This window comes from Nocardia asiatica NBRC 100129 (assembly GCF_000308415.1).
GTDB classification, from domain to species: Bacteria; Actinomycetota; Actinomycetes; order Mycobacteriales; family Mycobacteriaceae; genus Nocardia; species Nocardia asiatica.
Genome location: NZ_BAFS01000038.1, coordinates 1 through 24,564 on the forward strand (window position 1 = coordinate 1; position 24,564 = coordinate 24,564).

A 24,564-nucleotide genomic window follows, 5' to 3' on the forward strand; every position below is an offset into this window, starting at 1 on the left:
CTCGATGACCTCGCCCTGGATCAGCGTCGAGTCGACGTCGAACACGATCAGCCGCTTGCCGCGGCGGGCCAGCCCGGCCCGCTCCACCGCCACGTCCACCTGCTCGGTCACCGCGACTTCGGCCAGTGCCGTGCGCAGCCGGGAGTCGGTGTCCGGGCCGGAGTCGATCGCGGTCACCATCAGTTCCATGCCCGTCACCGGGTAGTCGGCGATGCCGCGAATGGTGTCGATGTTCGCGCCCAGCGCGGCCAGTTGCCGCGACACCGCGCTGAACGCCCGCGCCGTGACCGGGCTGCCGAGGATGACCACCGCGTGCGTGGACATCGGCTGCCTGCCGATCGCCGCGTCCACCTCCACGTCGACGTGCATGCCGACGGTGTTCATCGCCTCTTCGAGCTCGTCCTGCAACGCCTCGGCGTCACTCGGGCAGGTGACCAGGACGCCCAGGGTCAGCCTGCCCCGGATCACGACCTGCTCCACGTCCAACAGGCTCACGCGGTGCCGGGACATGGCCGTGAGCAGCACGGACGTCACACCGGGACGGTCGGGCCCGGTGACGGTGACGAGGACGGTGGTGTCGGCCAACTGATGCGCTCCATGTTCGATGTCGCCGTCGCTGTGCTGGACGTCGTTGTCGCAACGCACGGTGCGTACTGATCTCCACAAACGATCTCCACAAACGAGTGTGCACCCGCTGGTGACCAGCGGGTGCACACTCGTCGCGATGAATCCTACGGCGCGGCCGGGCCTCGCCCGTCCGTCGCCCCGGCGCGGAAGCGCCCTACTTCGCCAGGGCGTTCGGCTCGTGCAGCTCGGTGGCGTGCTTGCTCGAGCCCCAGCCCACGTGCGCCTCGGCGCGCATGCGCTCGATCATGTGCGGGTAGTGCAGCTCGAACGCGGGACGCTCGGAGCGGATGCGCGGCAACTCGTAGAAGTTGTGCCGCGGCGGCGGGCAGGTCGTGGCCCACTCCAGCGAGTTGCCGTAGCCCCACGGGTCGTCCACGGTGACCACCTCGCCGTAGCGGAAGCTCTTGAAGACGTTCCACAGGAACGGCAGCATCGACGCGCCGAGCACGAAGGCGCCGATCGTGGAGATCGTGTTCAGGTTGGTGAAGCCGTCACTGGGCAGGTAGTCGGCGTAACGGCGCGGCATGCCCTCGGCGCCCAGCCAGTGCTGGACCAGGAAGGTGGTGTGGAAGCCGATGAAGGTCGCCCAGAAGTGCCACTTGGCCAGGCGCTCGTCCAGCATCCGCCCGGTCATCTTCGGGAACCAGAAGTAGATGCCCGCGAAAGTGGCGAACACGATGGTGCCGAAGAGCACGTAGTGGAAGTGCGCCACCACGAAGTACGAGTCGGTGACGTGGAAGTCCAGCGGCGGGCTGGCCAGGATGACACCGGACAGACCACCGAAGAGGAACGTGACGATGAAGCCGAGGGAGAACAGCATCGGCGATTCGAAGGTCAGCTGACCGCGCCACATGGTGCCGATCCAGTTGAAGAACTTCACACCGGTCGGAACCGCGATGAGGAAGGTCATGAACGAGAAGTACGGCAGCAGCACCGCGCCGGTGGCGTACATGTGGTGCGCCCACACCGCGATGGACAGCGCGGCGATACCCAGGGTGGCGTAGACCAGCGTGGTGTAACCGAAGATCGGCTTGCGGGAGAAGACCGGGAAGATCTCCGAGACGATGCCGAAGAACGGCAGCGCGATGATGTACACCTCGGGGTGGCCGAAGAACCAGAACAGGTGCTGGTAGAGCAGGATGCCGCCGGTGGCCGGGTCGTAGATGTGGCCGCCCAGGTGGCGGTCGTAGGCCAGGCCGAACAGCGCGGCGGTCAGCAGCGGGAAGGCCAGCAGCACCAGGACGCTGGTGACGGCGATGTTCCAGGTGAAGATCGGCATCCGGAACATGGTCATGCCGGGAGCGCGCAGGCAGACGACGGTGGTCAGCATGTTCACGCCACCGAGGATGGTGCCCAGACCGGACACCGCCAGGCCCAGGATCCACAGGTCGGTGCCGACACCGGGCGAATGCAGGATGTCGGTCAGCGGCACGTACGCCGTCCAGCCGAAGTCCGCGGCGCCGCCCGGGGTGATGAAGCCCGCGGTCGCCATGCTGGCGCCGAACGCGTACAGCCAGTAGCTGAAGGCGTTCAGGCGCGGGAAGGCGACGTCGGGGGCGCCGATCTGCAACGGGAGGATGATGTTGGCGAAGCCGAACACGATCGCGGTCGCGTAGAACAGCAGCATGATCGTGCCGTGCATGGTGAACAACTGGTTGAACTGCTCGGTCGAGAGGAACTGCAGGCCGGGCCGCGCCAGCTCACCGCGCATCAGCAGGGCCATCAGGCCGCCGATCATGAAGAAGCCCATCGACGTGGTCAAGTACATGACACCCAGGACCTTCGGGTCCGTGGTGGTGACCATCTTGTAGATGAACGAGCCCTTCGGCCCGGTCCGAGCCGGATAAGGCCGAGTCGCTTCCAACTGAGGGACTGGCTGGGGCTCTACGGCAGTCACTGATCCTCCTGAAAGGTGCCTTCAATTCGCTCCGCAGGCTCCGCTGATCGCATCCATCCCGGTGTCGGGACAGACGACAGTTCGCTTGCGCTCTTCGAATCGTAAACCCGAGCCCCCGGAGCCGACCGCACGGGTCCTACTCTCTGTCGTATTTGTTCGGCCGCGACTTCGTCGCGGCGTGTTCGCGGCCCCCTTGTGGCTCGCGTCCGAGTGGCCGCCGCTTGCTCCTTCGTCGCGGACGCGGCGGCCACTCGGACGCGAGCCGGGCCGCGAACGGCGGATGCTCGGTCTCGCTTCGCTCGAAAGACGTGGTTGAGGTGCGCTGGGCACGTAGGTGACGATCCACGAGTTGGATGCTCGCGGTTGGGGGGCGCCGGACGTGCTGGGCTCGGGGGTGCTTGGGCACGGGGGTGCTGGGCTCGGGGGTGCTGGGCGCCTATATAGACGCGGCCGGTCAGGGAGGCCAGTTCGGAATGCGCGCCTGCGGGCGGCGGGAAAGGTCCGCATGTCGGTCTGGACGTTCGACACGGTTGAAGTGTGCGCGGTTCGCGCGCTGGCGCCGGTGTCGGCCTTCCGAGGTTCGCACTCGGCGTGGCGGGACCGATGAGTTCTGTGGGCGACGGGCGTCTGTATCCGTGAGACGAGTTCACCTCAGCCAGGAGACCTGCGATGACCAAACCGAAGGGTATGAAGCCCGGCGATCCGTGCTGGGTCGAGCTGTACACCTCCGACCTCGATCGGAGTATCGAGTTCTACCGCGACCTGTTCGGCTGGACCGCCGAGAGCGCGGGTGAAGAGTTCGGCGGCTACGTCACCTTCCGCAAGGACGGGCGAGCGGTGGCGGGCGCGATGGCCAGGATGCCCGGCGACACCGACAGCCCGGAACAGTGGACGGTGTATCTGTCCAGCTCCGGCGCCCAGACCACCGTCGACGCGGCGACCGCGGCCGGTGCGTCGCTGGTGGTGCCGCCGATGGCGGTGGGCGAACTGGGCACGATGGCCGTGCTGGGCGACGTCGGGGGCGCGGGCGTCGGCATCTGGGAGGCCGGAACGTTCCCCGGGTTCGAGACCATGGGGCTGGTCTCCGGCGGGCAGTGGAGCGGCCACGAGGGCGCGCCGTCCTGGTTCGAACTGCACACCCGCGCCTACGACGCCTCGCTGGCGTTCTACCGGGAGGTGTTCGGCTGGTCGGATGTCTTCACCATCTCCGACGCCCCGGAGTTCCGCTACTCCACCATCCACGCCGAGAGCCCGATGCTCGGCGGCGTCATGGACGCCTCGGCGTTCCTGCCCGAAGGCGCCCCCGCCGCCTGGACCGTCTACTTCGGCGCCGACGACGTGGACAAGACCGTCGAACGACTCGCCGAACTCGGCGGCTCGGTGCTCACCCCGCCCGATGACACTCCCTACGGCCGGATGTCCGCCGTCACCGACGCCACCGGCGCCCGCTTCAGCATCGGCGGCAATCGAGCCTGACCCGGCGGCCCGCACGAAGGTTCGGCGCGCTAGCCGGGCACTTCGTGCGGGCGGTGCGCCGTCACACCGGATGGACGCGCGTGAACTCCGCCATGGCCGCCTCGATACTCGCGACGACCCCGGCATCCCCGCCGGTGGAATCCTCGAGTTTTGTGGTCAATTCGTCGCACAAGGCCACGAATTGTTCGTCTTCGGGATCGGTGAACAACCGCATCTCCGCGATGTTCCTCGCTCCGAGATATGGGTCGCGATATCGTCCGGTGACAGCGTATGCCTCGTTCAGGCAGATCAGGAAAACCCCCGCCATCGGACGTTCGGACACTTTTCTCTGCTGGAAGAATCGCGTCAGACCGTCGGCGATCCGGTCCGCGTTCACCAAGTCGACGGCGTCGGCATCCAACCCCTCGATCTCTGCGGCTACGCCGTCCAGCGACGCCATCCTCAGCCGATCGAACTCGGTAGGGAATTCCGGCGACGCGACGGTCCCTATGGCGTGCCGTGCGCGAAGGGCGTGGACCGCCAGAGCATAAGTGGAAGATTCGTCGCAATATACCCGGCCACAGAAACGCACCATCTCCGTGAGATCGAGCCGCAACCGCACGAGCGGGTCCTCGATGGCTTCCTCACTCTGCCTGGCAGCAGTGACCAGCTCGCGTCGTCGTATGCCCATCCGTCTACCGCACCCCGTTCGAGTGAATTACATGGTCGCACAGGCGAACCACTCGTTGTCCCGCGGCTCAGTATAGACAGTCAGGATGTCGTTCCCACGATTCGTATCGTAGGCGAGTTTCGCCCTGCTGCTGGTGCCGTTGTACTGGAGGATATTCACTTTGTGGCCCGGTTTGTTTCCGTCCCGGGGAAATCCGAAGCTCACCAGACGATCCACACAGTCCAGAAATGCTTGCGGGTTGAGAAACGGATCGTGCCCGCCATCGATCATGTGACGCAGCGCGTAGCACCGCAGTTGCATTTTGGAGCCGTTGGGGTGAACCGCGCCGTAGAGGATGTGGTTGTCGCTCATCGTGCTGCCATCAGCATCGCACGCCGCCATCTCCGCGGCGAACTTCTTGTAATCGAATTGCGAACCCGGCGGCGGCGTCGCCTGCGCCGCCCCGACGGTAAGCGTCCAGAATGTCGTGAAGAAGACGAGCACGAGTCGACCGAGTATCAACTTCATTATTCCCCCTGTTGGCGTCGCGCGACTCCCCTGCGCGAACTCGCCGAAACGGTAGCACAAATGGAATGCGCCGGGAAGCACGGAGGAGCCAGGACTGCCGTTCTGTTCCGGCCGAGCTCGGCAGACGGTTGCCCGGATGCCGCGACCTCACCCGGGGAAGGCCCGTGCCGACCTGTACCCTCACTCGCATGCCGGTCAGCGACGGGATACAGGGACGCGTCCGAATTCGTGCACTTCGCGATCGGAATGGTGCGGCCGGTCGCCGGTTCCGGGCCGTGGTGGCCGGGTGTGCCGCGCTGATCGTCGCCGGTTGCGGCGGTTCCACCGACGATTCCGCCTCCATCGTGCGCACCACCACCAACATCGCGGGCGCGGGGGTCGTCGGGCTGGAGCGCGACACCACGCGCGCGTGCGCGCTGCCGAGCGCGCCGGATCCGGCGGACGGGGCGACCCGCGCGGTCACCCATGCGGCGGGCGTCTCCGAGGTGCCCGCCGATCCACAGCGCATCGTCGTGCTCAGCACCTCCGCGCTGGACGCGGTCTGCGCGCTCGGCCTGTGGGAGCGGGTGGTGGGTGCGGTGACCATCGACGGCCCGAGCCCGCAACCGGCCTACCTCGGCACCGGCGTGCTGAAGATTCCCGGCGTCGGCACCGCCGCGCAGCCCGACCCGGCCCGCATCGCGGACCTGCGCCCCGACCTGATCCTGGGCGAGATCCCCTCCGGCGCGGCGAGTTTCAGCGCGTTGCAAGCAATCGCTCCCACAATCTTGGTCGGCGCGAACAATGGTTGGCAAGCCGAATTCGCCGCGTTCGCAACGGGTTTGGGGCGTAGCGAAGCCGCGGAGACCGCACTGCGGGACTATCGCACCGAGGCGAAGGACACCGGTACCGCGCTGGCGGCCAGCCAGACCCAGGCGTCGGTCATCCGGTTCACCGCCGACACCGACCGGGTGCAGGGCGGCGACAGCTTCTCCGGCCAGGTGCTCGGCGACGCGGGCGTGCAGCGCCCCCGAGCCCAGCGCGGCGCGTCCTTCGACGTGCGCGAGGACGAGTGGGCCTCGAAGGTGGAGGGCGACGTGATCTACGTGATCCTCGCCGGCCCGGAGGGCAAGAAGCACGGTGAAGCGGTGCTGCGCTCCGACGAGTGGAAGGAGCTCGGCGCCGCCACCGACCGCCGCGTGTTCGCCGTGGAGGACAGCGTCTGGCACGGCGACGGCCTCACCGCCGCCCGCGCCCTGCTCACCGATCTGCGCAACACGCTCAACGGCTACGTGACCGACTGACCGCCGCCCACCCCTTGGGTGAGGTTTCCCCCACCCTCGGAGTGCGCGGACCAGCGCTGGGGTTGCTGTCGGAAAGCCCTTTCGAGGACGAGATTCAGAGGTACGCCGAATACCTCTCAATCGACACTCGAGGACACGACATGCACACGCTGACCGACTCGCTCGCCGACAACCTCTACGTCCTGCCGCTGGCCCAGCCCGTCGCCGAGGTCGATCCGCAGGCGGTCGTGGTCTCCACCGCCGATTGCGAACTCACCTACGCCGAACTCGATCGCTGGTCCAACCGCCTGGCCCGGCTGCTGCTCGGCATCGGCGCGGGCCCCGGCAGCCGAATCGCGGTGGCGATCGACCAGCCGATCGAATCCGTCGTGGCCGAGCGGGCCGCCACCAAGATCGGCGCGATCACGGTTCCGGTCACCGAGGACGGCTCCTACGCCCTCGGCACCCCGGTTGGCATCACCACCAAGGACCAGCAGCCCGAGCACGCCGGCGAGATCACCTGGCTGGTGCTGGACGAGCGCTCCACCCTGCAGCGCTACCTGACCAGTTCCGCCGCCCCGCTGCGCGCGGCCGACCTGGATCTGCTGCCCGCATCGGCCTGACCGGGCAAACCCCTCCCCACGCGACCCGAACAGCGATGTTCGGGTCGCGCAGTGTGCGCAATACCCCCGCAGCGCCGCCCGCGCCGGTTCAGAATTGACTTGCCGCCTGCTGTGCGGCGGCAGGTACTACCGCTACCGCGGTGGCTACGGGCGGTCCTCGCCGGGTAGCCCCGACCCGCGGTCAGAACGTAGGACACGTCATGCAACAGCCTTCCCTCTCGGCGCAAGATACGGACACAGGTCTTCCCGAAGGGGCCTTCGCCCTCTCGGCGGCACAGCGCGGCATCTGGTTCGCCCAGCACGTCGCCGGTGACACTCCGATCTCCATCGCCCAGTACGTCGAACTGAACGGACCGATCGACCTGGACCTGCTCGCGCGTTCGGCGCGGCAGTCCGGGCGCGAATTCGGCACCGGCTACCTCCGCCTGATCGAAGTGGAGGGTCATCCGTTCCAATTCGTCGACCCGAGCCTCGACGACAGCCTGGAGACGCTCGACTTCCGCTCCGAACCCGACCCGGAGGCGGCCGCGCACGCCTGGATGCGCGCGGAGTACGAGACGCCGCTGGATCTGACGCGCGACCGGCTGGTGCGCATCGCCATGCTGCGCGTCGGCGCCGACCGCTGGTTCTGGTACTCGCGCATCCACCACATCGTGCTCGACGGCATGGGCGCGCTGACCATGGTGCAGCGCACAGGTGAGCTCTACAACGCCGCCGCCGAGGGGCGCGAGGCCCCACCGGCGAAGGCGGAGGATCTGCGCAAGATCGTCGAGGCGGATCTGGCCTACCGCAGCTCGGAGCGTTTCGCCGCGGATCGCGAGCACTGGCTCGCCCACCTCGAGGGCATGGCGGACCCGGTGAACCTGGCCGGTCGCACCGCGGGTGTGAACGGGCATCCGAGCCGCGTCGCGGGCGCGCTGCCCACGGGCACCGCGGAACTGCTCGACGCCGTCGCCGACCAGGTGTCCTCCGGGGTCGCGCCGACCGTGGTCGCCGCCTTCGGCGCGTATCTGTCCGCGATGACCGGCGCGCCCGAAGTCGTGCTGAGCCTCCCGGTGTCCGCGCGCACCACCGCGACGCTGCGCCGTTCCGGCGGCATGATCGCCAACGTGGTCCCGCTGCGACTGCGGCTGACGCCGGCCACGACGGTCGGGGACGTCATCCGCGCGGCCCAGGGCGAGCTGACCGGGGCGCTGCGCCGCCAGCGCTACCGGCAGGAGGACATCTTCCGCGACCTCGGCTGGCCGATGGACGAAGCCGTGTCGTTCGGCCCCTCGGTGAACCTCATGATGGTCGACACCAGGATTCAGCTCGGCCCGGTCACCGGACGGTTGCACGTGCTGACCTCGGGGTTGATCGACGACCTGTTCGTCAATCTGTATCCCGGCGTCGGCGGCGAGAGCACGCACATCGACTTCCAAGCCAACGGCAATCTCTACACCGACGCCGAGCTGACCGCGCAGCACCGCCGGTTCCTGTCGTTCCTGCACCGCTTCCTCGCCGCCGGACCGGACGCGCCGCTGGCGACCGTCTCCGTGCTGTCGGAGGACGAGCGCGCCGGCTCCGCTCCCGGGCGCGGCCCCGCGGGCGTCGCGGCGCGGACGCTGCCCGCCATCCTCGCCGACGGCGCCGCCCGCGACCCGCTGGCGACCGCGCTCGTGGCCGACGAGACCGCGCTGACCTACCGTCAGGTGGACGACTACACCAACCGGTTGGCCCGGGTGCTGATCGGCGCGGGAGCCGGACCGGAACGCACCGTGGCGATCTCCATCCCACGATCCGTCCAGTCGGTCCTGGCGACGATCGCGGTGGTGAAGACCGGCGCGGCTTTCGTGCCGATCGATCCGACCTATCCGGCCGATCGCATCGAGCACATGGTGGGCGACAGCGGCGTCGTCGCGGGAATCACCCTGAATTCCGCGCGAAAGTCGTTGCCGGACCGGGTGTCCTGGCTGATCCTCGACGACGAGACGACCGAGCGGGCGGTCGCCGATCAGGACGCCGCGCCGCTGACCGACGCCGAGCGAACCGCCGCGGTGCACCCGGACCAGGTGGCGTACATCATCTACACCTCCGGCTCGACCGGGCTGCCCAAAGGCGTACTGGTCTCCCACCGCGGACTGGCCAACCTGGTGGCGAGTTCCGGCGCCGGTTTCGGCATCGACGCGGAATCCGTTGTTGCTCATGCGGTTTCGCCCAGTTTCGACATCTCCGTCGAGGAGATCGTGGTCACGCTCGCGGCGGGCGCGACGCTGGCCGTCGTCCCGCCCTCGGCGTACGCGGGCGATGAGCTGGCCCACGTGCTGCGCGCGCACCGCGTCACGCACCTCAACGTGACTCCCGCCGTCGTGGGATCGCTGGACCCGGCGACCCTGCCCGAGCTGCGCACGGTGATCGTCGGCGGGGACGCCTGCCCGCCGGAGCTGGTCGCGAAATGGTCCGGCCGGACCCTGCTGAACGGCTACGGCCCCACCGAGACCACCATCACCGTCACCCTCAGCGCCCCGCTGACCCCCGACGGCCCGATCACCATCGGCGGGCTGGCCCGTGATGTGTCGGCCGTGGTTCTCGACCCGTGGCTGCGGCCCCTGCCGCCGGGTACCACCGGTGAGCTGTATCTCGCCGGTCCCGGTGTGGCCCGCGGTTATCACCGGCGCAACGGGCTCACCGCCGACCGTTTCGTCGCGAACCCGTACGCGATCGGCGAACGCATGTACCGCACCGGGGACCTGGTGCGCTGGGTGGAGCACGACGGACGCGTCGAACTGGAGTACCAAGGCCGCAGCGACTTCCAGGTGAAGGTGCGCGGCTTCCGCATCGAGCTCGGCGAGATCGACGCCGCCTTGCAGCGGCATCCCGACGTCGACTTCGCGCTCACCCTCGGCGTCGAAACCGGTTCGGGCGCAACCGCGCTCGTGTCGTACGTACTGCCGAAGCCGGGGGCGGAGATCCATCCGGAAGCGCTGAAAGCCGCTGCCGGCGAGTCGCTTCCGGCCTACATGGTCCCCGCGGTGGTCATGGTGCTCGACAGCCTCCCGCTCACGCCGCTGGGCAAGGTGGACCGCAAAGCGCTGCCCGCCCCCGAATTCGGCGCCCGAACCACCACGAGCAGACCGCCGTCCACGCCGCGCGAGGAGACGCTCGCCGCGCTGTTCGCGCAGGTGCTCGGCCTGGACTCGGTGGGCGTCGACGAGAGCTTCTTCGCGCTCGGCGGCGACAGCATCGTCTCCATCCAGCTGGTGTCCAGGGCGAAGGCGGCCGGGCTCGGCTTCAGCGCGCGCGACGTCTTCGAGCGCAAGACCGTCGCGGCGCTGGCCGCGGTGGCCACCGACGTGCCGGTCGCGGTGGTGCACGAACTGCCCGGCGGCGGGGTCGGCGAGGTGGAGCTCACGCCGATCGTGCACGCGATGCTCGAGCCGGGTGACACCTGGCGGCGGTTCGCCCAAGCCGTGCTCATCGAGCTGCCTTCCGGCCTCGAGCGCGCGGGTCTGGTCGCCGCGCTGCAGGCGCTGCTGGACCGGCACGACGTGCTGCGCTCGACGCTGCGCCGCGCCGGGGACGACTGGAGCTGGGTGGTCGCCGAACCCGGCGCGGTGGACGCGGGCGGCTTGCTCGAGGTCGTGGCCGAGGACGAGGATCTCGACGCGACCTGCGAGCGCGAGTTGCAGCGCGCCGCCGACCTGCTGGAGCCGAAGGCGGGCGTGATCGCGCGCTTCGTGTGGATCGAGCGCGCCGAAGGCGCGCCGCTGCTGTGGCTGGTGCTGCACCATCTGGTCACCGACGGGGTTTCCTGGCGCATCCTGCTGCCGGATCTGGCCACCGCCGCGCTGGGCGCACCGCTCGCGCCGGTGGGCACCTCGTTCCGGCGCTGGGCGCACGGACAGCGTGCGCACGCCGCCACGCGCACCACGGAATTGCCACTGTGGCAACGAGTTCTGGCCACTCCCGATGCCGCGCTCGGTTCGGCGCCGATGGATCCCGCCCTCGACGTGGTAGCCACCATGGCGCACCGGACCACTGTCGTGGCGCCCGACATCGCGCGGACCGTGCTCACCGTCGCGCCGGATCGTTTCCACTGCGGCGCCGACGACGTGCTGCTGGCCGGGCTCGCGCTGGCGGTGGCCCGGTGGCGCGGGCGCACCGCGGCGCTGTTCACCCTGGAGGGTCACGGCCGCGCGGAATCCGTCCTGCCAGGGGCCGACGTGGCCCGCACTGTGGGTTGGTTCACCAGCGTCTATCCCGTCGCGGTCGACTTGGCCGGCATCGATCTGACGGACGCGTTCGGGGGCGGTGCCGCGGCGGGCGCCGCGATCAAGGCGACCAAAGAGCAATTGCGCGCCCTGCCGGACAAAGGCATCGGCTTCGGGATGCTGCGCTACCTGGTGCCGGACACCGCCGCGGCGCTCGCGCACGCGCCCACTCCGCAGATCAGCTTCAACTACCTCGGTCGCGCGTCCACCGGCGGGGAGGCCCAGGCGTGGTTGCCGCGCCGGTTCGCCGCCACCCAGGACGACCGCGCGCCGCTGGCCGCCGCGGTGGACATCAACGCCGTGCTCACCGACGCCGGCCTCGAAGTGACCTGGGCCTACGCCGGACGGCTGTTCGATCGGGCGGAGATCGACGAACTCGCTACGCTGTGGGAGCAGGCGCTCGGCGCGCTGGCCGAACACGCCGGAACGCCGGGCGCGGGCGGACGCACACCGTCGGACTTCGACCTGCTCCCCGTCACCCAGGCGCAGATCGACGCCTGGGAGCGCGACTATCCGAACCTCGCCGATGTGTGGCCGCTCTCGCCGCTGCAATACGGCCTGCTCTTCCACGCGCTCTACGACTCCGACACCGCCGACGGCTACACGGTGCAGTCCCTGCTCACCCTGGCCGGCACGGTCGACGCGGCTCGGTTGCGCCGCGCCGCACAGGCTTTGGTGACCCGCCACGAGAACCTGCGTGTCGCCTTCGTGGAGACCGAGGACGGTCCGCGCCAGCTGGTGCTGGCCGACGCCGAGATCGACTGGCGCGAAGCCGATCTCACCGGCATCACCGACCAGGACGAGCGGACCGGAGAGCTCGATCGCCTGATCGCGCTGGACGCGCGCACCCGATTCGACCTCACCCGTCCGCCGCTGCTGCGCTGCACGCTGATCCGGATCGACTCCGATACCTACCGTTTCGTGCTCACCAACCACCACTTGGTGCTGGACGGCTGGTCGACGCCGCTGCTCGTGCGCGAACTGCTCACCCTGTACGTCACCGACGGTGACCCCGCGGCCCTGCCGCCCGCGCACTCCTACCGCGAGTTCCTGTCCTGGCTGGCGGCCAGGGACGACGCGCAATCCCTCACGGCGTGGACCGAATCGCTGGCCGGGGTCGACACGCCGACCCGCGCGGTGCCGACCCTCGCGGGGATCGAATCGACCGAAACCGGGATGATCTCCGCCGACCTCTCCCGTGCCACCGTGGCTCGACTGGAGACGGCGGGGCGGGAAGCGGGCGCCACGGTGAACACCCTGGTGCAAGCCGCCTGGGCGATGTTGCTGACGATGCTCACCGGTCGCACCGACGTGGTCTTCGGCGGCACCGTCTCCGGACGCCCGCCGGAACTGGCCGGGGTCGAACAGATGGTCGGCCTGTTCATCAACACGCTGCCGGTGCGGGTGCGGCTCGATCCGGCGGAGAAGGTGTCCGACCTGCTCGCGCGCCTGCAGGCCGAGCAGGCGCGGCTGATGGACCATCAGCACGTCGGACTGGCCGCCATTCACCAGGCCGTCGGCCTCGCCGAACTGTTCGACACGCTGACCGTGTTCGAGTCCTACCCCATCGATCGCGAAGCGCTGTCGCAGGCGCTGGACATCGCGGGCATGCGGGTGCTCGACGTGGAGGGCACCGACGCGACGCCGTATCCGCTGAACCTCATGGTGATCCCGCTGCGCGGCGACGACGGCGGCGACACCCTGCGGATCACACTGAAGTACCTGGCCGACCAGCTTCCTGAGCAGGCGGCGCGACCGCTGCTGGATCGCTTCGTCCGGTTGCTCACTCAGCTCGCGGACAACCCGCACGCACTGGTCTCGCAGTTGCAGTACTGCGACGACGCCGAGCGCGCCGCGCTGGTGCCGGTGCGCGGTCCGGCGTCGGTGCCGCAGGCCACGCTGCCCGAACTGCTCACCGCGGGCGCGCGGATCGATCCCGACGCGATCGCGATCACCGCCGGTGAGCTCACCATGAGCTACGGCGAACTCGACGCCTGGTCCAACCGCTTCGCCCGGGTGCTGCTGCGCCGCGGGGTAGGGCGCGAAGTGTTCGTCGTGCTGGCGCTCACCCGCTCGCTGGAGTCGGTGGTGGCGGTGTGGGCACTGGCCAAGACCGGCGCGGCGTTCGCTCCGCTGGACCCGAACTACCCGGTGGAGCGCATCGAGCACATGCTCAGCGACTCGAAGGCGCCGATCGGCGTGACGGTCACCGCGACCGGCGAGACGCTGCCCGGCACGATCGACTGGCTGCTGCTGGACGATCTCAACACCATTCGGCGGGTGATGACCGTCTCCGAAGCGCCGATCACCGACGATGAGCGCGGCGGCCCGATCGACCTCGACCAGACGGCGTACCTGATCTACACCTCCGGTTCCACCGGCAAGCCGAAGGCCGTGCTGCTCAGCCACCGCGGCATCGCGAATCTCGTGGCCGCGCAACGCGAGACGCTCGGATTGGATCACACCGCCAGCGCCTTGCAGGTGGCCTCGCCGAGCTTCGACGCCTCGGTGTTCGAGCTGCTCATCGCGCACGGCGCGGGGGGCAGGCTGGTGGTGTCGCCGCCGGACGTGTACGGCGGGACGGAACTGGAGACGCTGCTGCGCACCCAGCGCGTCACGCACGCGGTGATCACGCCGTCGGCGCTGGCCACCATGGAACCGGGCGGCCTGGAACACCTGCGCGTGCTGGCGGTGGCGGGCGAGGCGGCGACGCCGGAGCTGATCGAGCGGTGGTCGCCGGGCAGGCGCATGGTGAACCTGTACGGCCCCACCGAATTCAGCATCTGGGCGACCGGACCCGGCGAACTCGTCGCGGACGAGCCGATCACGATCGGCGGACCCATCCGCGGCGCGGCGACCATGGTGCTGGACGCCTGGCTGCGTCCGGTGCCGGTGGGGGTGCCCGGCGAGCTGTACCTGGCCGGTCCCGCGCTCGCCCGCGGCTACTTCAACCGGTTCGAGATGACCGCGAGCAGGTTCGTCGCCGACCCGTTCGGCGAACCCGGCGGGCGGATGTATCGCACCGGCGACATGGTGCGCTGGGTCGGCGACGACGGCGGCTACGAGCTGGAATATCTGGGCCGCAGCGACTTCCAGGTCAAGATCCGCGGCTTGCGCATCGAGCTGGGCGAGATCGACGCGGTGCTCTCCCGCGACGACGAGGTCGAGTACGCGGTGACCATCGGGCGCACCGGCCCGGCCGGCACCACCGTGCTGGTCTCCTACGTGCTGCCCGCCGAGGGCGTGCGCCTGGACGTCGAGCGGCTGCGCGCCCAGGTGGCCGCCGAGCTGCCCGGCTACATGGTGCCGGGCTACCTCGTGGTGCTCGATTCCATCCCGCTCACCCCGGTCGGCAAACTCGACCGCAAAGCCCTTCCGGTGCCGGATTTCGCGGAGAGTCACCGGCCCTACCTCGCGCCGAGCACACCGGTGGAGGAGACGGTGGCCGCGGTGTTCGGCGAGGTGCTCGACCGCGAGCGCGTCGGCGTCGACCAGTCGTTCTTCGAACTCGGCGGCAACTCGCTGAGCGCGACCAAGGTGGTGGCCCGGGTGAACGCGGCGCTCGGATCGCGGATCGCGCTGCGCGACCTGTTCGACGCGCCGACGGTGGCCCAGCTGTCGGCCCGGGTGGTCCCCGCCACCGGCGCGGCGCCGGGCCGGTTCGTCCTCGCGCCGCGGATCCGGCCCGATCGCGTGCCGCTGTCCCCCGCGCAGCAGCGCATGTGGGTGCTCAACCGGATGGATCCGGCCTCGCCCGCCTACAACATCGCGGTGGCGCTGCGGCTCACCGGCGATCTGGACGTGTCAGCGCTGCGCGGCGCTCTCGCCGACGTGGTCGAGCGGCACGAGAGCCTGCGCACGCTCTACCCGGCGGACGCGGAGGGCCCGCGCCAAGTGGTGGTCGGCGTCGACGTCGCGGTGCCCGCCATGCCGGTGACCGACGCCGAGGACGGCCCCGCGCTGCGCGAGCGGATCAGCGAGCTGGCGGCCACCGGATTCGACCTCGCCACCCAACCGCCGCTGCGGGTGGGTCTGTTCCGGCTGCACGGCGGCCCGGAGCCTTCGGCAGGCGCGGGGCCGGTGTCGTCCGGTCCTTCCACCGGGGCGGCGCCGGTCTCCTCCGGCCCCGCCGCCGGGAACGCACCGGTGGCGTCGAGCTACGCCGCGACCACTGGCGCGAGCGCGGCCGCCACGCCGCCGGTGCACGTCGTCGTGCTGGTGGTGCACCACATCAGCGCGGACGGCGCGTCGATGGCGCCGCTGGCCGCCGACCTGGTCGCCGCCTACTCCGAGCGGGCCGGCGGCGGGCACGCCGCCCGGGTCCCGCTGCCGGTGCAGTACGCCGACTTCGCGCTCTGGCATCGCGAGGTGCTCGGCGACGAGACGGACCCGCGATCACTGGCGGCGCGCCAGATCGGATTCTGGCGCGAGACCCTCGCGGGTGCGCCCGACGTGCTGGAACTGCCCGCCGACCGGCCACGCCCGGCAGTGCAGACCATGCACAGCGCCGACTTCGGGTTCACCGTGGACAGCCGGACGCACCGGGCGCTGGTGGACTTCGCCGCCGCGCACGGCGTCAGCCCGTTCATGGTCGTGCACGCCGCGCTCGCGGCCCTGCTCGCCCGCCTCGGCGGCACCGGCGACGTGCTGATCGGCACGCCGGTCGCAGGTCGCGGCGAGGAGGCGTTCGACCAGCTCGTCGGCATGTTCGTCAACACCCTGGCGCTGCGCACCCCGGTCGATCCCGGCCGGAGCTTCGCGGCGTTCCTGGACACCGTCCGATCCGCCGACCTGGACGCCTTCGCCAACGCGGACGTGCCCTTCGAGCGGTTGGTCCAGGTGCTGGACCCGGCTCGCTCGACCGCGCACCACCCGCTGTTCCAGGTCTCGCTGTCACTGCAGAACTTCGTCGAACCGGTGCTCGAGCTGCCCGGCCTGCGGTTCGAGGTGGAGGATTTCGAGCGCGACGCCTCCCAGTTCGACCTGACCCTGGATCTGCGCGAGCGTTTCACCGACAGCGGTCCGGCGGGTATCGACGCCGTGCTGACCTACGCGACGGACCTGTTCGACGAGGCGACGACGGCCGTGTTCGCCGGCCGGTGGCGGCGCGTGCTCGCCGCGGCGCTGACCCGGCCCGACGTGCGCATCGCCGACATCGACATCCTCGACGACGCCGAGCGCGCCATCCTGGTGCCGGTGTACGGCAACGCGGCAGCCGCGACCACGACCCTGCCGCACCTGCTGGCCGAGACCGTGCGGCGGTACCCGGATCGTCCCGCCCTCGTGGTGGGCGGGCACACCACCACCTACGCCGAGATCGACGCGCACGCCACTCGCCTGGCCCGCGTCCTGCTCGAGTCCGGTGGCGGTCCGGAAACCGTCGTGGCACTGGGCCTGCCGCGCTCGGCGGAATTGCTCACCGGAATGTGGGCGGCGGCGAAGGCGGGCGCGGCGTTCCTGCCGGTCGATCCGAAGCATCCGGTCGACCGCATCGACCACATGCTCACCGACTCCGGCGCGGCACTGGGCCTGACCCTCGCCGCGTTCCGGCCGATGCTGCCCGACAGCACGAACTGGCTGGTGCTCGACGACCTCGCCCTGGTCGAACGCTGGAGCGCCGCGAGCAGCCGTCCGCTGAGCGAGCGCGAACTGCCCGGCCCCATCCGGCCGGACAACGCGGCGTGGATGATCTACACCTCCGGCTCCACCGGCACGCCGAAGGGGGTCTCGGTCTCGCATCGGGGCATCGCCGATCTGGTCGCGGCGCAACGGGATTCGCTCGGATTGGACGAGCGGTCCCGGGTGTTGCAGGTGGCGTCGCCGAGTTTCGACGCGTCGGTGTTCGAGGCGATCATGGCGTTCGGTTCCGGCGGCGCGTCGGTGGTCGCTCCGGTGGACGTGTTCGGCGGTAGCGCGCTGGCGGAACTGATCGACGCCGAGCAGGTCACCCACATGGTGATCACCCCGTCCGCGCTGGCCACCATCGACCCGGCCGAGGTGACCAGTGTCCGGGTGCTCGCGGTGGCCGGTGAGGCGGTCGGCGCCGAGCTGGTCGAACGCTGGGCCACCGGCCGCACCATGGTCAACCTGTACGGTCCGACCGAATCCACCATCTGGGCGACGGGTTCCGCGCCGCTGTCCGTGGGCGCCCCGGTGTCGATCGGCACACCGGTGCAGGGCGCGCGAGTGCTGGTCCTGGACGATCGACTGCGGCCCGTTCCGTTCGGCGTGGCGGGTGAGCTGTACCTCGCCGGACCGGCGCTGGCGCGCGGATACCACGCGCGGCCGAGCCTCACCGCGGCTCGCTTCATCGCCGACCCGTTCGGCGCGGCGGGCGAGCGGATGTATCGCACCGGCGACCTGGTGCGCTGGATTCGCGGCGACGCGGGACCGGAGCTGGAGTACCTGGGCCGCACCGACTTCCAGGTCAAGGTGCGCGGCCAGCGCATCGAACTCGGCGAGATCGACGCGGTGCTCGGGCGCGCCGAAGGCGTCGACTTCGCGGTGACGCTCGGCGTGCCCGGCCCCACCGGGGCCACCGCGCTGGCGGCCTACCTCGTCCGCGCGCCCGGGTCCGAACTCGACGTGGCGAAGGTGCGCGCGTTCGCCGCCGACATCCTGCCCGGTTACATGGTGCCCTCGGCTTTCGTGGTGCTGGACGAGCTGCCGCTCAACGCGGTCGGCAAATTGGACCGCAGGGCGCTGCCCGCAGCGGAGTTCACCGCCGAGCGCACCGAGTACCGTGCGCCGGGCACGCCGACCGAACAGCAGCTGGCCACGATTTTCGGCGAACTGCTCGGGGTGGCGCGGGTGGGCGCCGACGATTCGTTCTTCGCGCTCGGCGGCGACAGCATCCTGGCGATCCAGCTGGTGTCGCGGGCCAAGCAGCAGGGCATCACCTGCACGCCCCTGCAGGTGTTCGAGCACCGCACGGTCGCCGCGCTGGCCGCGGCCGTGGACGCGGCCGGCGCCGCGGTGACGCTGGACGAGTTGCCCGGCGGCGGTGTGGGTGAGCTGCCGCTCCCGCCGATCGTGCACTACATGCTGGAACGCGGCGGGAAGTACAACCGCTTTGCCCAGACCGCGGTCCTTGAGCTGCCGGTCGGAATCGAGCGCGCGCAGATCGTCGCGGTGCTGGCCGCCGCGATCGACCGGCACGACATGCTGCGCGCCCGGCTGGTCGCCGACGACGACGGGCCGCGCCTTCTGGTCGGCCCGCCCGGCTCGGTCGAGGTGGACGCGCTGGTGCACCGCGTCGAGTTCACCGCCCTCGACCCGATCGAGCTGCACGAGTTCGCCATGACCGAGCTGGACGCCGCGGCCGATCGGCTCGATCCGGCGGACGGCGTGGTCCTGCAATTCATCTGGCTGGACCCGGTGGGCGACGCGGGCGCGCGCACCGGTTCGGGCCGGCTGATCGTCCTGGCGCACCACCTGGTGATCGACGGTGTGTCCTGGCGCATCCTGGTGCCGGATCTGGTGGCCGCGTGGGCCCAGATATCGGCCGGCACCACCCCGGTGCTCGCGGAGACCGGCACGTCGATGCGGCGGTGGGCGCACGCGCTGGCCGACGAGGCGCACTCCGAACACCGGATCGCCGAACTGGCGTACTGGCGCGATCTGCTGGCCGGACCCGACCCGGTGATCGGCGGCCGCGAGCTGGATCCGGCCGTCGACCGGACCGGCGCGTTGCGGATGGTCGAGCGCTCGGCGTCCGCGGAGGTCACCTCCGCGTTGCTCACCACCCTGCCCGGCTTGTTCCAGGGCAGCGTCAACGACGCCCTGCTGGCCACTTTGGCGCTGGCGCTGGTGCGCTGGCGATCCGGCGATCCGTCGGCGCTGGTGCGCCTGGAAGGGCACGGCCGCCAAGAGGAAGTGGTGCCCGGCGCCGACCTGTCGCGCACCATCGGCTGGTTCACCAGCATCTACCCGGTGCGTCTGGAGCTGACCGGAATCGACATCGACGACGCGCTCGCCGGCGGGCCCGCGATGGGCACGGCGATCCGCGCCGTCAAACATCAACTGCTCGCGGTGCCGGACAAGGGCATCGGATTCGGCCTGCTGCGCTACCTCAACGCCGAGACCGCGCGGCAGCTCCCGCAACGCCTGCCGGGGCGCGTCGGCTTCAACTATCTCGGCAGGTACTCCACCGGGGACATCCCGGCCGGTCTCGAAGGTCTGGGCTGGCTGCCGACCGACGAACTGGGCGACGTGCACGTCGCCGAAGATCCCGGCGTGCCGCTGCAGTCGGCGATCGACGTGAACGCCGTGGTGATCGGCGACCGGCTGCGAGCGAGCTTCGGCTTCCCGTCCACCCTGCTCGACCAGGACGAGGTAGCCGAGCTGGCCGACCTCTGGCTGACCGCGCTGAGCGCGGCGGCGCGCTTCGCCACTTCCCCGGCGGCGCGATCCGCCGCCGAGGAGGAAGCCGCGGCGACGGCGGCACCGGCCGGTGCGGCGGCTGGTGGGCTCGGGCTGGACGTGGTGCTGCCGATCCGGCTCGGCGGCGCGGAACCCGCGCTGTTCTGCATCCATCCGTCGTCCGGAATGGCGTGGACCTACCTCGGTTTCGCGGACGCACTCGCACCAGGCCGTCCCATCTACGGTCTGCAAGCGCCCGACCTCGGCGGACACGAACCGCCCGCGCGCTCGATCGAGGACTTCGCCGACCGCTACGTGCGCGAGATCCGGGCACTGCAACCGCACGGGCCCTATCACCTGCTCGGCTGGTCGTTCGGCGGCCTGATCGCCCACGCGGCGGCGGCGCGGCTGAAGGCCGAGGGCGCCGAGGTAGGCGTGGTCGCGCTGCTGGACGCCGACACCGCCGACATCGACGGCGACAGCATCGAGCGGCTCACCGCCGGGTCGTTCGTCAACAGCTTCGGCGCGGTGTTCGGCATCCACGACGTCCCGGCGGACGCGACCGCGCAGCAGGCGGCGGAGCTGATCCGCGAACGGCTCGGCGGCGTCTCGCTGATCGACGCCGCCACGCTGGAGCGGATGGCCGGGTCGTACAACGCCGCCGCGCGCACCAGAACCGGCTACCGCAGACCGGTGTACGACGGCGACATCGTGTACTTCAGCGCGACCGTCGACACCTCCGACATCTTCGGTCCCGACGGCTGGCGGCCGTACGTGACCGGCGAGATCATCAACCACGACATCGAAGCCACCCACGACGAATTGACGGCGCCAGCGGTGCTGCCGATCATCGCGCGCGTGCTCGATGCACATCTGGGAGGCCGAGGATGAATCCCGACCAAGGAGTCGTCGTCGAAGGGATCGAGAAATCCTTCGGCGCCGTCAAGGCACTACGCGGAGTCGATTTCACGGCCGAGCCGGGCGAGGTGCTCGGCATCCTCGGACCGAACGGCGCGGGCAAGACCACCATGGTGAACGTCCTGTCGACGCTGATCCGCCCGGACCGCGGCCGCGCCTCGGTCGCCGGGTACGACGTGGTGGCCGATCCGGCGGCGGTGCGCCGCAGCATCATGCTGACCGGGCAGTACGCCGCGCTGGACGACATGCTCAGCGGCTACGAGAACCTGGTGATGTTCGGCAGGCTGATGGGCCTGCGCAAGCGGACCGCCCGCGCCCGCGCGGACGAACTGCTCGCCGAGTTCGATCTCGAACGCGCCGCAGGCCGCCGGGTCGGCACCTACTCCGGCGGTATGCGCAGGCGCATCGACATCGCCTGCGGTCTGGTCGTGCGGCCCGATGTGGTGTTCCTCGACGAGCCGACCACCGGTCTGGACCCGCGCAGCAGGCAAGGCGTGTGGGATCTGGTCTCCGGCTTCAAGAAGGCGGGCATCACCACCCTGCTCACCACCCAGTACCTGGAAGAGGCCGACGCGCTCAGCGACCGGATCATCGTCATCGATCACGGCGTGGTCATCGCCCAGGGCACCGCCGACGAGCTGAAGTCGCGGACCGGCGGCAGCTACTGCGAGGTGGTGCCGCTGGATCTGAAGGATCTGCCCGCCATCGCCGCGGCCCTCGGTTCGCTGCTGCCGCCGGGGAACCGGGCGGCGCTGACGCCCGATTCCGATCGGATCGCCGTGCCCGCCCCGGACGGCGCGAAAACGCTCGCCGAAGCGTTGCGCCGACTGGACAGCGCGGGCGTCGAACTGGTGGACATCGCACTGCGCCGTCCCTCGCTCGACGACGTCTTCCTCCAGCTCACCGGTCATCTGGCCACGACGGAGGACACCGTGCGGCCGGAGGTGGTGTCGTGACCACGGCGACCTGGCTGTCCCAGACCCGGGCGGCCCCGCTGCGCCCGCAACAGTGGTGGGTGCTCACCTCCCGGCTGATCGTGCCGTCGATACAGACCGGCGAAGTGCTCACCTCGGTGCTGGCGCCCGCGGCGTTCACCGCCAGCTTCTACATCCCGCTGAAAACCATCATGACCATCATCGGCACCGGATTCAGCAGCTACGCGCAGTTCATGATGCCGCTGGTGATCCTGCAGGCCGCCGCTTTCACGGCCGTCTCGGCGGCTTTCCGCGCCGCCACCGATTCGGTCGCCGGCCTCAACCGGCGCTTCGGTGCCATGCCGATCGGCCCGCTGGTCCCGGTCGCGGCGCGGTTGTCCGGCAGCGTCTTCCGGTTGGCGATCGGCGTGATCACCGCGTTGATCTGCGGTCACGTCATCGGGTTCCGCTTCCACCTCGATGCCGCGCACACGCTCGGTTTCGTGCTGTTCTCGCTGCTCATCGGTCTCGCGCTGATCTGGGGCGGCGACGTGATCGGCACCGTGTCGCGCAACCCGGAGGCGACCGCGCAGGCGCTGGTGCTGCCGCCGTTGATCTTCGGGATGCTGTCCACCGGAATCGCGCCCGCCGACCAGTTCCCGGAGTGGGTGCAGCCGTTCGTGCGCAATCAGCCGGTCTCGCAGTGGGCCGTCGCCCTGCGCGCGTTCGCCGGTGACAGCGGACCGAACGCGGGCCAGGTGAGCTGGACGCTGCTGGGTCCGCCGCTGGCGTGGGCGCTCGGCATCCTGCTCGTCTGCGTTCCGCTGTCGATCCGGCTCAGCTCGAGGAGGGCATGATGGTAGTGCTGGCGGATCGCCCGGATCGGCAGCGCGCGGGCTCGGAGATGTCGCTGTCGGCGCTGGTGCGGCACACGCTGATCCAGACCCAGCGGTTGCTGCTGCGCTGGGCGCGCAACCCGGTCACGCTGCTGGAGACGCTGATCGTCCCGTGCCTGCTGCTGGTCATGCTGAATACCGTGATCGGCGGGCAGATCCGGAAGTTCACCGGCGAGAGCGCGCTGTACGGCTCGGTGCCCATGGTGGCTTTGGTCGGCGCGCTGTCCGGCGCGGTGGCCGGCGGCGTCCTGCTCGGCCGCGAACGCGACGCGGGCCTGCTGGCCCGCTTCTGGGTGCTGCCGGTGCACCGCGCCTCCGGCCTGGCCTCGCGGGTGCTCGCGGAGGGCTGCCGCATCTTCGTGTGCACCCTCGCGGTGGTCTCGGTGGGCATCGTGCTCGGGTTCCGCTTCCACCAGGGCGTCGCGGCGACGATCGTCTTCCTGTTCGTTCCGGTGCTGTTCGGCCTCGCCTTCGCCACCATCGTCACCTCGGTCGCGGTCTTCACCGCGAAATCGACGCTGGTGGAGGGGATCACCATCCTCACCTCGCTGATGATGTTCTTCAGCACCGGATTCGTCCCGCTGGTCGCCTTCCCCAAATGGATCCAACCGGTGGTGCGCAACCAGCCCATGTCGGTGGCGGTCGACACCATGCGCGCGCTCGCGTCCGGCGGCCCGCTCGCGCGCTCGCTCACCCTCACCGTCGTGTGGTCGCTCGGCGCGATCGTCCTGTTCGCGGTGCCCGCGACCATCGGCTACCGCCGGGCCAGCAGGCGCTGAATCCCGGCCGCCCGTCCACAGCGAACTCCCAGCCCGGCCCCAGCCTGCCCCGAGCGCCCGTTCCTAACGTCGCAGAAGAACGACCTCCTCGAACGAAAGGCAGACTGTGGGCGCACGACGCGGTGAGGCGCACGAGCACGATCTCGGCCTCGCACACGACATGAAGGTGATGGTGTCCCGGCGCCGCGCCCTGTTCTTCCTCGGCGCGACCGCGGGGGCGGCGGCTGTGGCGGCGGGCTGCGCGTCGGGTTCGACCGATACGGCGTCCACCAGCACGACCGGGGCCGCGGCCACCACGCAATCCGGCGCGCCCGCCGCGGCCCCGCAGGAAACCGCGGGACCGTATCCGGGCGACGGGTCGAACGGACCGAACGTGCTGGTCGAATCCGGCGTGGTGCGCAGCGACATCACCACCTCGTTCGGCTCGTACTCCGGTGTCGCGCAGGGCGTCGCGACGACGCTCGAACTGACGCTGCGCGACCTGGCCGAAGGGGGCGCCGCCGGGGCGGGCATGGCGGTGTACGTGTGGCACTGCGACCGGGACGGCAACTACTCGCTCTACAGCGAGGGCGTCACCGAGCAGAACTATCTGCGCGGCGTACAGGTGGCCGACGCGGACGGCAAAGTGACCTTCACGTCAATCTTCCCGGCCTGCTACTCGGGCCGCTGGCCGCACATCCACTTCGAGGTCTACGACTCGCTGGAGACCGCGGTCGCGGGCCAGAACGCACGGCTGACCTCACAGATCGCGCTCCCGCAGGAAACCTGCGACGCGGTTTTCGCCCACGACTCCGGATACGCGCGCAGTGTCGCCAACCTCTCTCAGGTCACGCTCGCCTCCGACAACGTCTTCGGCGATGGCTGGGACGCGGAACTGGCCACCGTGACGGGCACGCCGTCCTCCGGTCTGCGCGTCTCGCTCACCGTGGGCGTCGCCGAGAAATCGCAGAACACCCAGTCGGGCAACGGTTCCGGTACGCCGCCGGATGGGCGACCGCCCGGCGGCGCGCCTGGCGGTCGGCCGCCGCGGTAGCAGCGGCCCGTTCGTCCCTTGCCCGCGCGGGCGGGTCTTCCGGCGGCGGAGCGCTATCCGGCCGCGAGCTGCCTGGCCAGCGCCCAGATCACCAGGACGTCGACGGCGATCAGCACCAGCGCCCAGAACGGGTAGATCGACACGAACAGGAAATTGTCCAGGATGCTGATCGCCGCCAGCACGAGACCGGCGAGAAAGGCCGCGGGTTTTCCGGTCACGATGCCGAGGCCCGCGATCACCACCAGCACCCCGATCGACAGATGTATCCAGCCCCATGCGGCGACGCCGACCAGGAACACCTGATCCTCGGTCACCACGAAGACCTCGCGGCCGCCGATCGCCGCGACGGCC

Annotated in this window: 13 protein-coding genes; 8 read left to right on the top strand and 5 right to left on the bottom strand. The window is 70.2% G+C overall.

Going from position 1 to position 24,564, the window contains the following annotated elements; genetic code table 11:
* Both ON27_RS04340 and ctaD read right to left on the bottom strand, forming a co-directional pair.
* On the bottom strand, window positions 1-585 hold a 585-nt coding region (locus ON27_RS04340), incomplete at its 3' end, for an ACT domain-containing protein (RefSeq protein ID WP_043719709.1).
* Window positions 586-781: 196 nt separating this feature from the next.
* Window positions 782-2,524 carry an aa3-type cytochrome oxidase subunit I gene (gene ctaD, locus ON27_RS04345; protein ID WP_083887376.1) on the bottom strand — a complete coding sequence of 581 codons (1,743 nt, stop codon included), beginning with the start codon at window positions 2,522-2,524 and terminating at the stop codon, window positions 782-784.
* 669 nt (window positions 2,525-3,193) lie between these two features.
* On the opposite strand from ctaD, the gene ON27_RS04350 reads away from it, so the two are divergent.
* Window positions 3,194-4,000 (top strand): VOC family protein, encoded by an 807-nt coding sequence (locus tag ON27_RS04350; protein ID WP_043719674.1) that lies wholly within the window; start codon window positions 3,194-3,196, stop codon window positions 3,998-4,000.
* A 61-nt stretch (window positions 4,001-4,061) separates the two neighbouring features.
* On the opposite strand, the gene ON27_RS43830 is transcribed toward ON27_RS04350, so the two are convergent.
* Window positions 4,062-4,670, bottom strand: a complete 609-nt coding sequence (locus tag ON27_RS43830; RefSeq protein ID WP_043719677.1) for a hypothetical protein — start codon at window positions 4,668-4,670, stop codon at window positions 4,062-4,064.
* Between the two features lie 27 nt (window positions 4,671-4,697).
* Window positions 4,698-5,177, bottom strand: a complete 480-nt coding sequence (locus ON27_RS04360; protein ID WP_043719681.1) for a hypothetical protein — start codon at window positions 5,175-5,177, stop codon at window positions 4,698-4,700.
* A 188-nt stretch (window positions 5,178-5,365) separates the two neighbouring features.
* Here ON27_RS04360 and ON27_RS04365 point away from each other — a divergent pair, with 188 nt between their 5' ends.
* From ON27_RS04365 to ON27_RS04395, 7 genes are all read left to right on the top strand, one after another.
* The gene (locus ON27_RS04365; RefSeq protein ID WP_083887377.1) at window positions 5,366-6,460 is read left to right on the top strand and encodes an ABC transporter substrate-binding protein; all 1,095 of its coding nucleotides are present in this window, start codon (window positions 5,366-5,368) and stop codon (window positions 6,458-6,460) included.
* A 140-nt stretch (window positions 6,461-6,600) separates the two neighbouring features.
* Entirely contained in the window at window positions 6,601-7,062 is a 462-nt protein-coding gene (locus ON27_RS04370; protein ID WP_043719684.1) for an AMP-binding protein, read from the top strand.
* 200 nt (window positions 7,063-7,262) lie between these two features.
* Entirely contained in the window at window positions 7,263-20,564 is a 13,302-nt protein-coding gene (locus ON27_RS04375; protein ID WP_043719688.1) for a non-ribosomal peptide synthetase, read from the top strand.
* Window positions 20,561-21,547: an ATP-binding cassette domain-containing protein gene (locus tag ON27_RS04380; RefSeq protein ID WP_043719691.1), complete on the top strand. Its 987-nt coding sequence runs from the start codon at window positions 20,561-20,563 to the stop codon at window positions 21,545-21,547. Before ON27_RS04375 ends, ON27_RS04380 begins: the two co-directional genes overlap by 4 nt.
* Window positions 21,544-22,362 carry an ABC transporter permease gene (locus ON27_RS04385; RefSeq protein ID WP_043719695.1) on the top strand — a complete coding sequence of 273 codons (819 nt, stop codon included), beginning with the start codon at window positions 21,544-21,546 and terminating at the stop codon, window positions 22,360-22,362. The genes ON27_RS04380 and ON27_RS04385 overlap by 4 nt, the downstream gene beginning before the upstream one ends.
* Window positions 22,362-23,180: an ABC transporter permease gene (locus tag ON27_RS04390; RefSeq protein ID WP_043719699.1), complete on the top strand. Its 819-nt coding sequence runs from the start codon at window positions 22,362-22,364 to the stop codon at window positions 23,178-23,180. The genes ON27_RS04385 and ON27_RS04390 overlap by 1 nt, the downstream gene beginning before the upstream one ends.
* 160 nt (window positions 23,181-23,340) lie before the next feature.
* Complete coding sequence (locus tag ON27_RS04395) at window positions 23,341-24,213, top strand: dioxygenase family protein (RefSeq protein WP_086007425.1); 873 nt, start codon at window positions 23,341-23,343, stop codon at window positions 24,211-24,213.
* Between the two features lie 53 nt (window positions 24,214-24,266).
* Here ON27_RS04395 and ON27_RS04400 read toward each other — a convergent pair.
* Window positions 24,267-24,564, bottom strand: a 298-nt coding sequence (locus ON27_RS04400; protein WP_043719706.1) for a DUF7144 family membrane protein, incomplete at its 5' end; no start/stop codon positions are given.

Bases quoted from the DNA above. Each gene is read 5' to 3' on its own strand.
- ON27_RS04350 (WP_043719674.1), top strand. From the start codon at position 3,194: ATGACCAAACCGAAGGGTATGAAGCCCGGCGATCCGTGCTGGGTCGAG.
- ON27_RS04390 (WP_043719699.1), top strand. From the start codon at position 22,362: ATGGTAGTGCTGGCGGATCGCCCGGATCGGCAGCGCGCGGGCTCGGAG.
- ON27_RS43830 (WP_043719677.1), bottom strand. From the start codon at position 4,670: ATGGGCATACGACGACGCGAGCTGGTCACTGCTGCCAGGCAGAGTGAG.
- ON27_RS04360 (WP_043719681.1), bottom strand. From the start codon at position 5,177: ATGAAGTTGATACTCGGTCGACTCGTGCTCGTCTTCTTCACGACATTC.
- ON27_RS04370 (WP_043719684.1), top strand. From the start codon at position 6,601: ATGCACACGCTGACCGACTCGCTCGCCGACAACCTCTACGTCCTGCCG.
- ON27_RS04395 (WP_086007425.1), top strand. From the start codon at position 23,341: ATGAAGGTGATGGTGTCCCGGCGCCGCGCCCTGTTCTTCCTCGGCGCG.
- ON27_RS04375 (WP_043719688.1), top strand. From the start codon at position 7,263: ATGCAACAGCCTTCCCTCTCGGCGCAAGATACGGACACAGGTCTTCCC.
- ON27_RS04380 (WP_043719691.1), top strand. From the start codon at position 20,561: ATGAATCCCGACCAAGGAGTCGTCGTCGAAGGGATCGAGAAATCCTTC.
- ON27_RS04365 (WP_083887377.1), top strand. From the start codon at position 5,366: ATGCCGGTCAGCGACGGGATACAGGGACGCGTCCGAATTCGTGCACTT.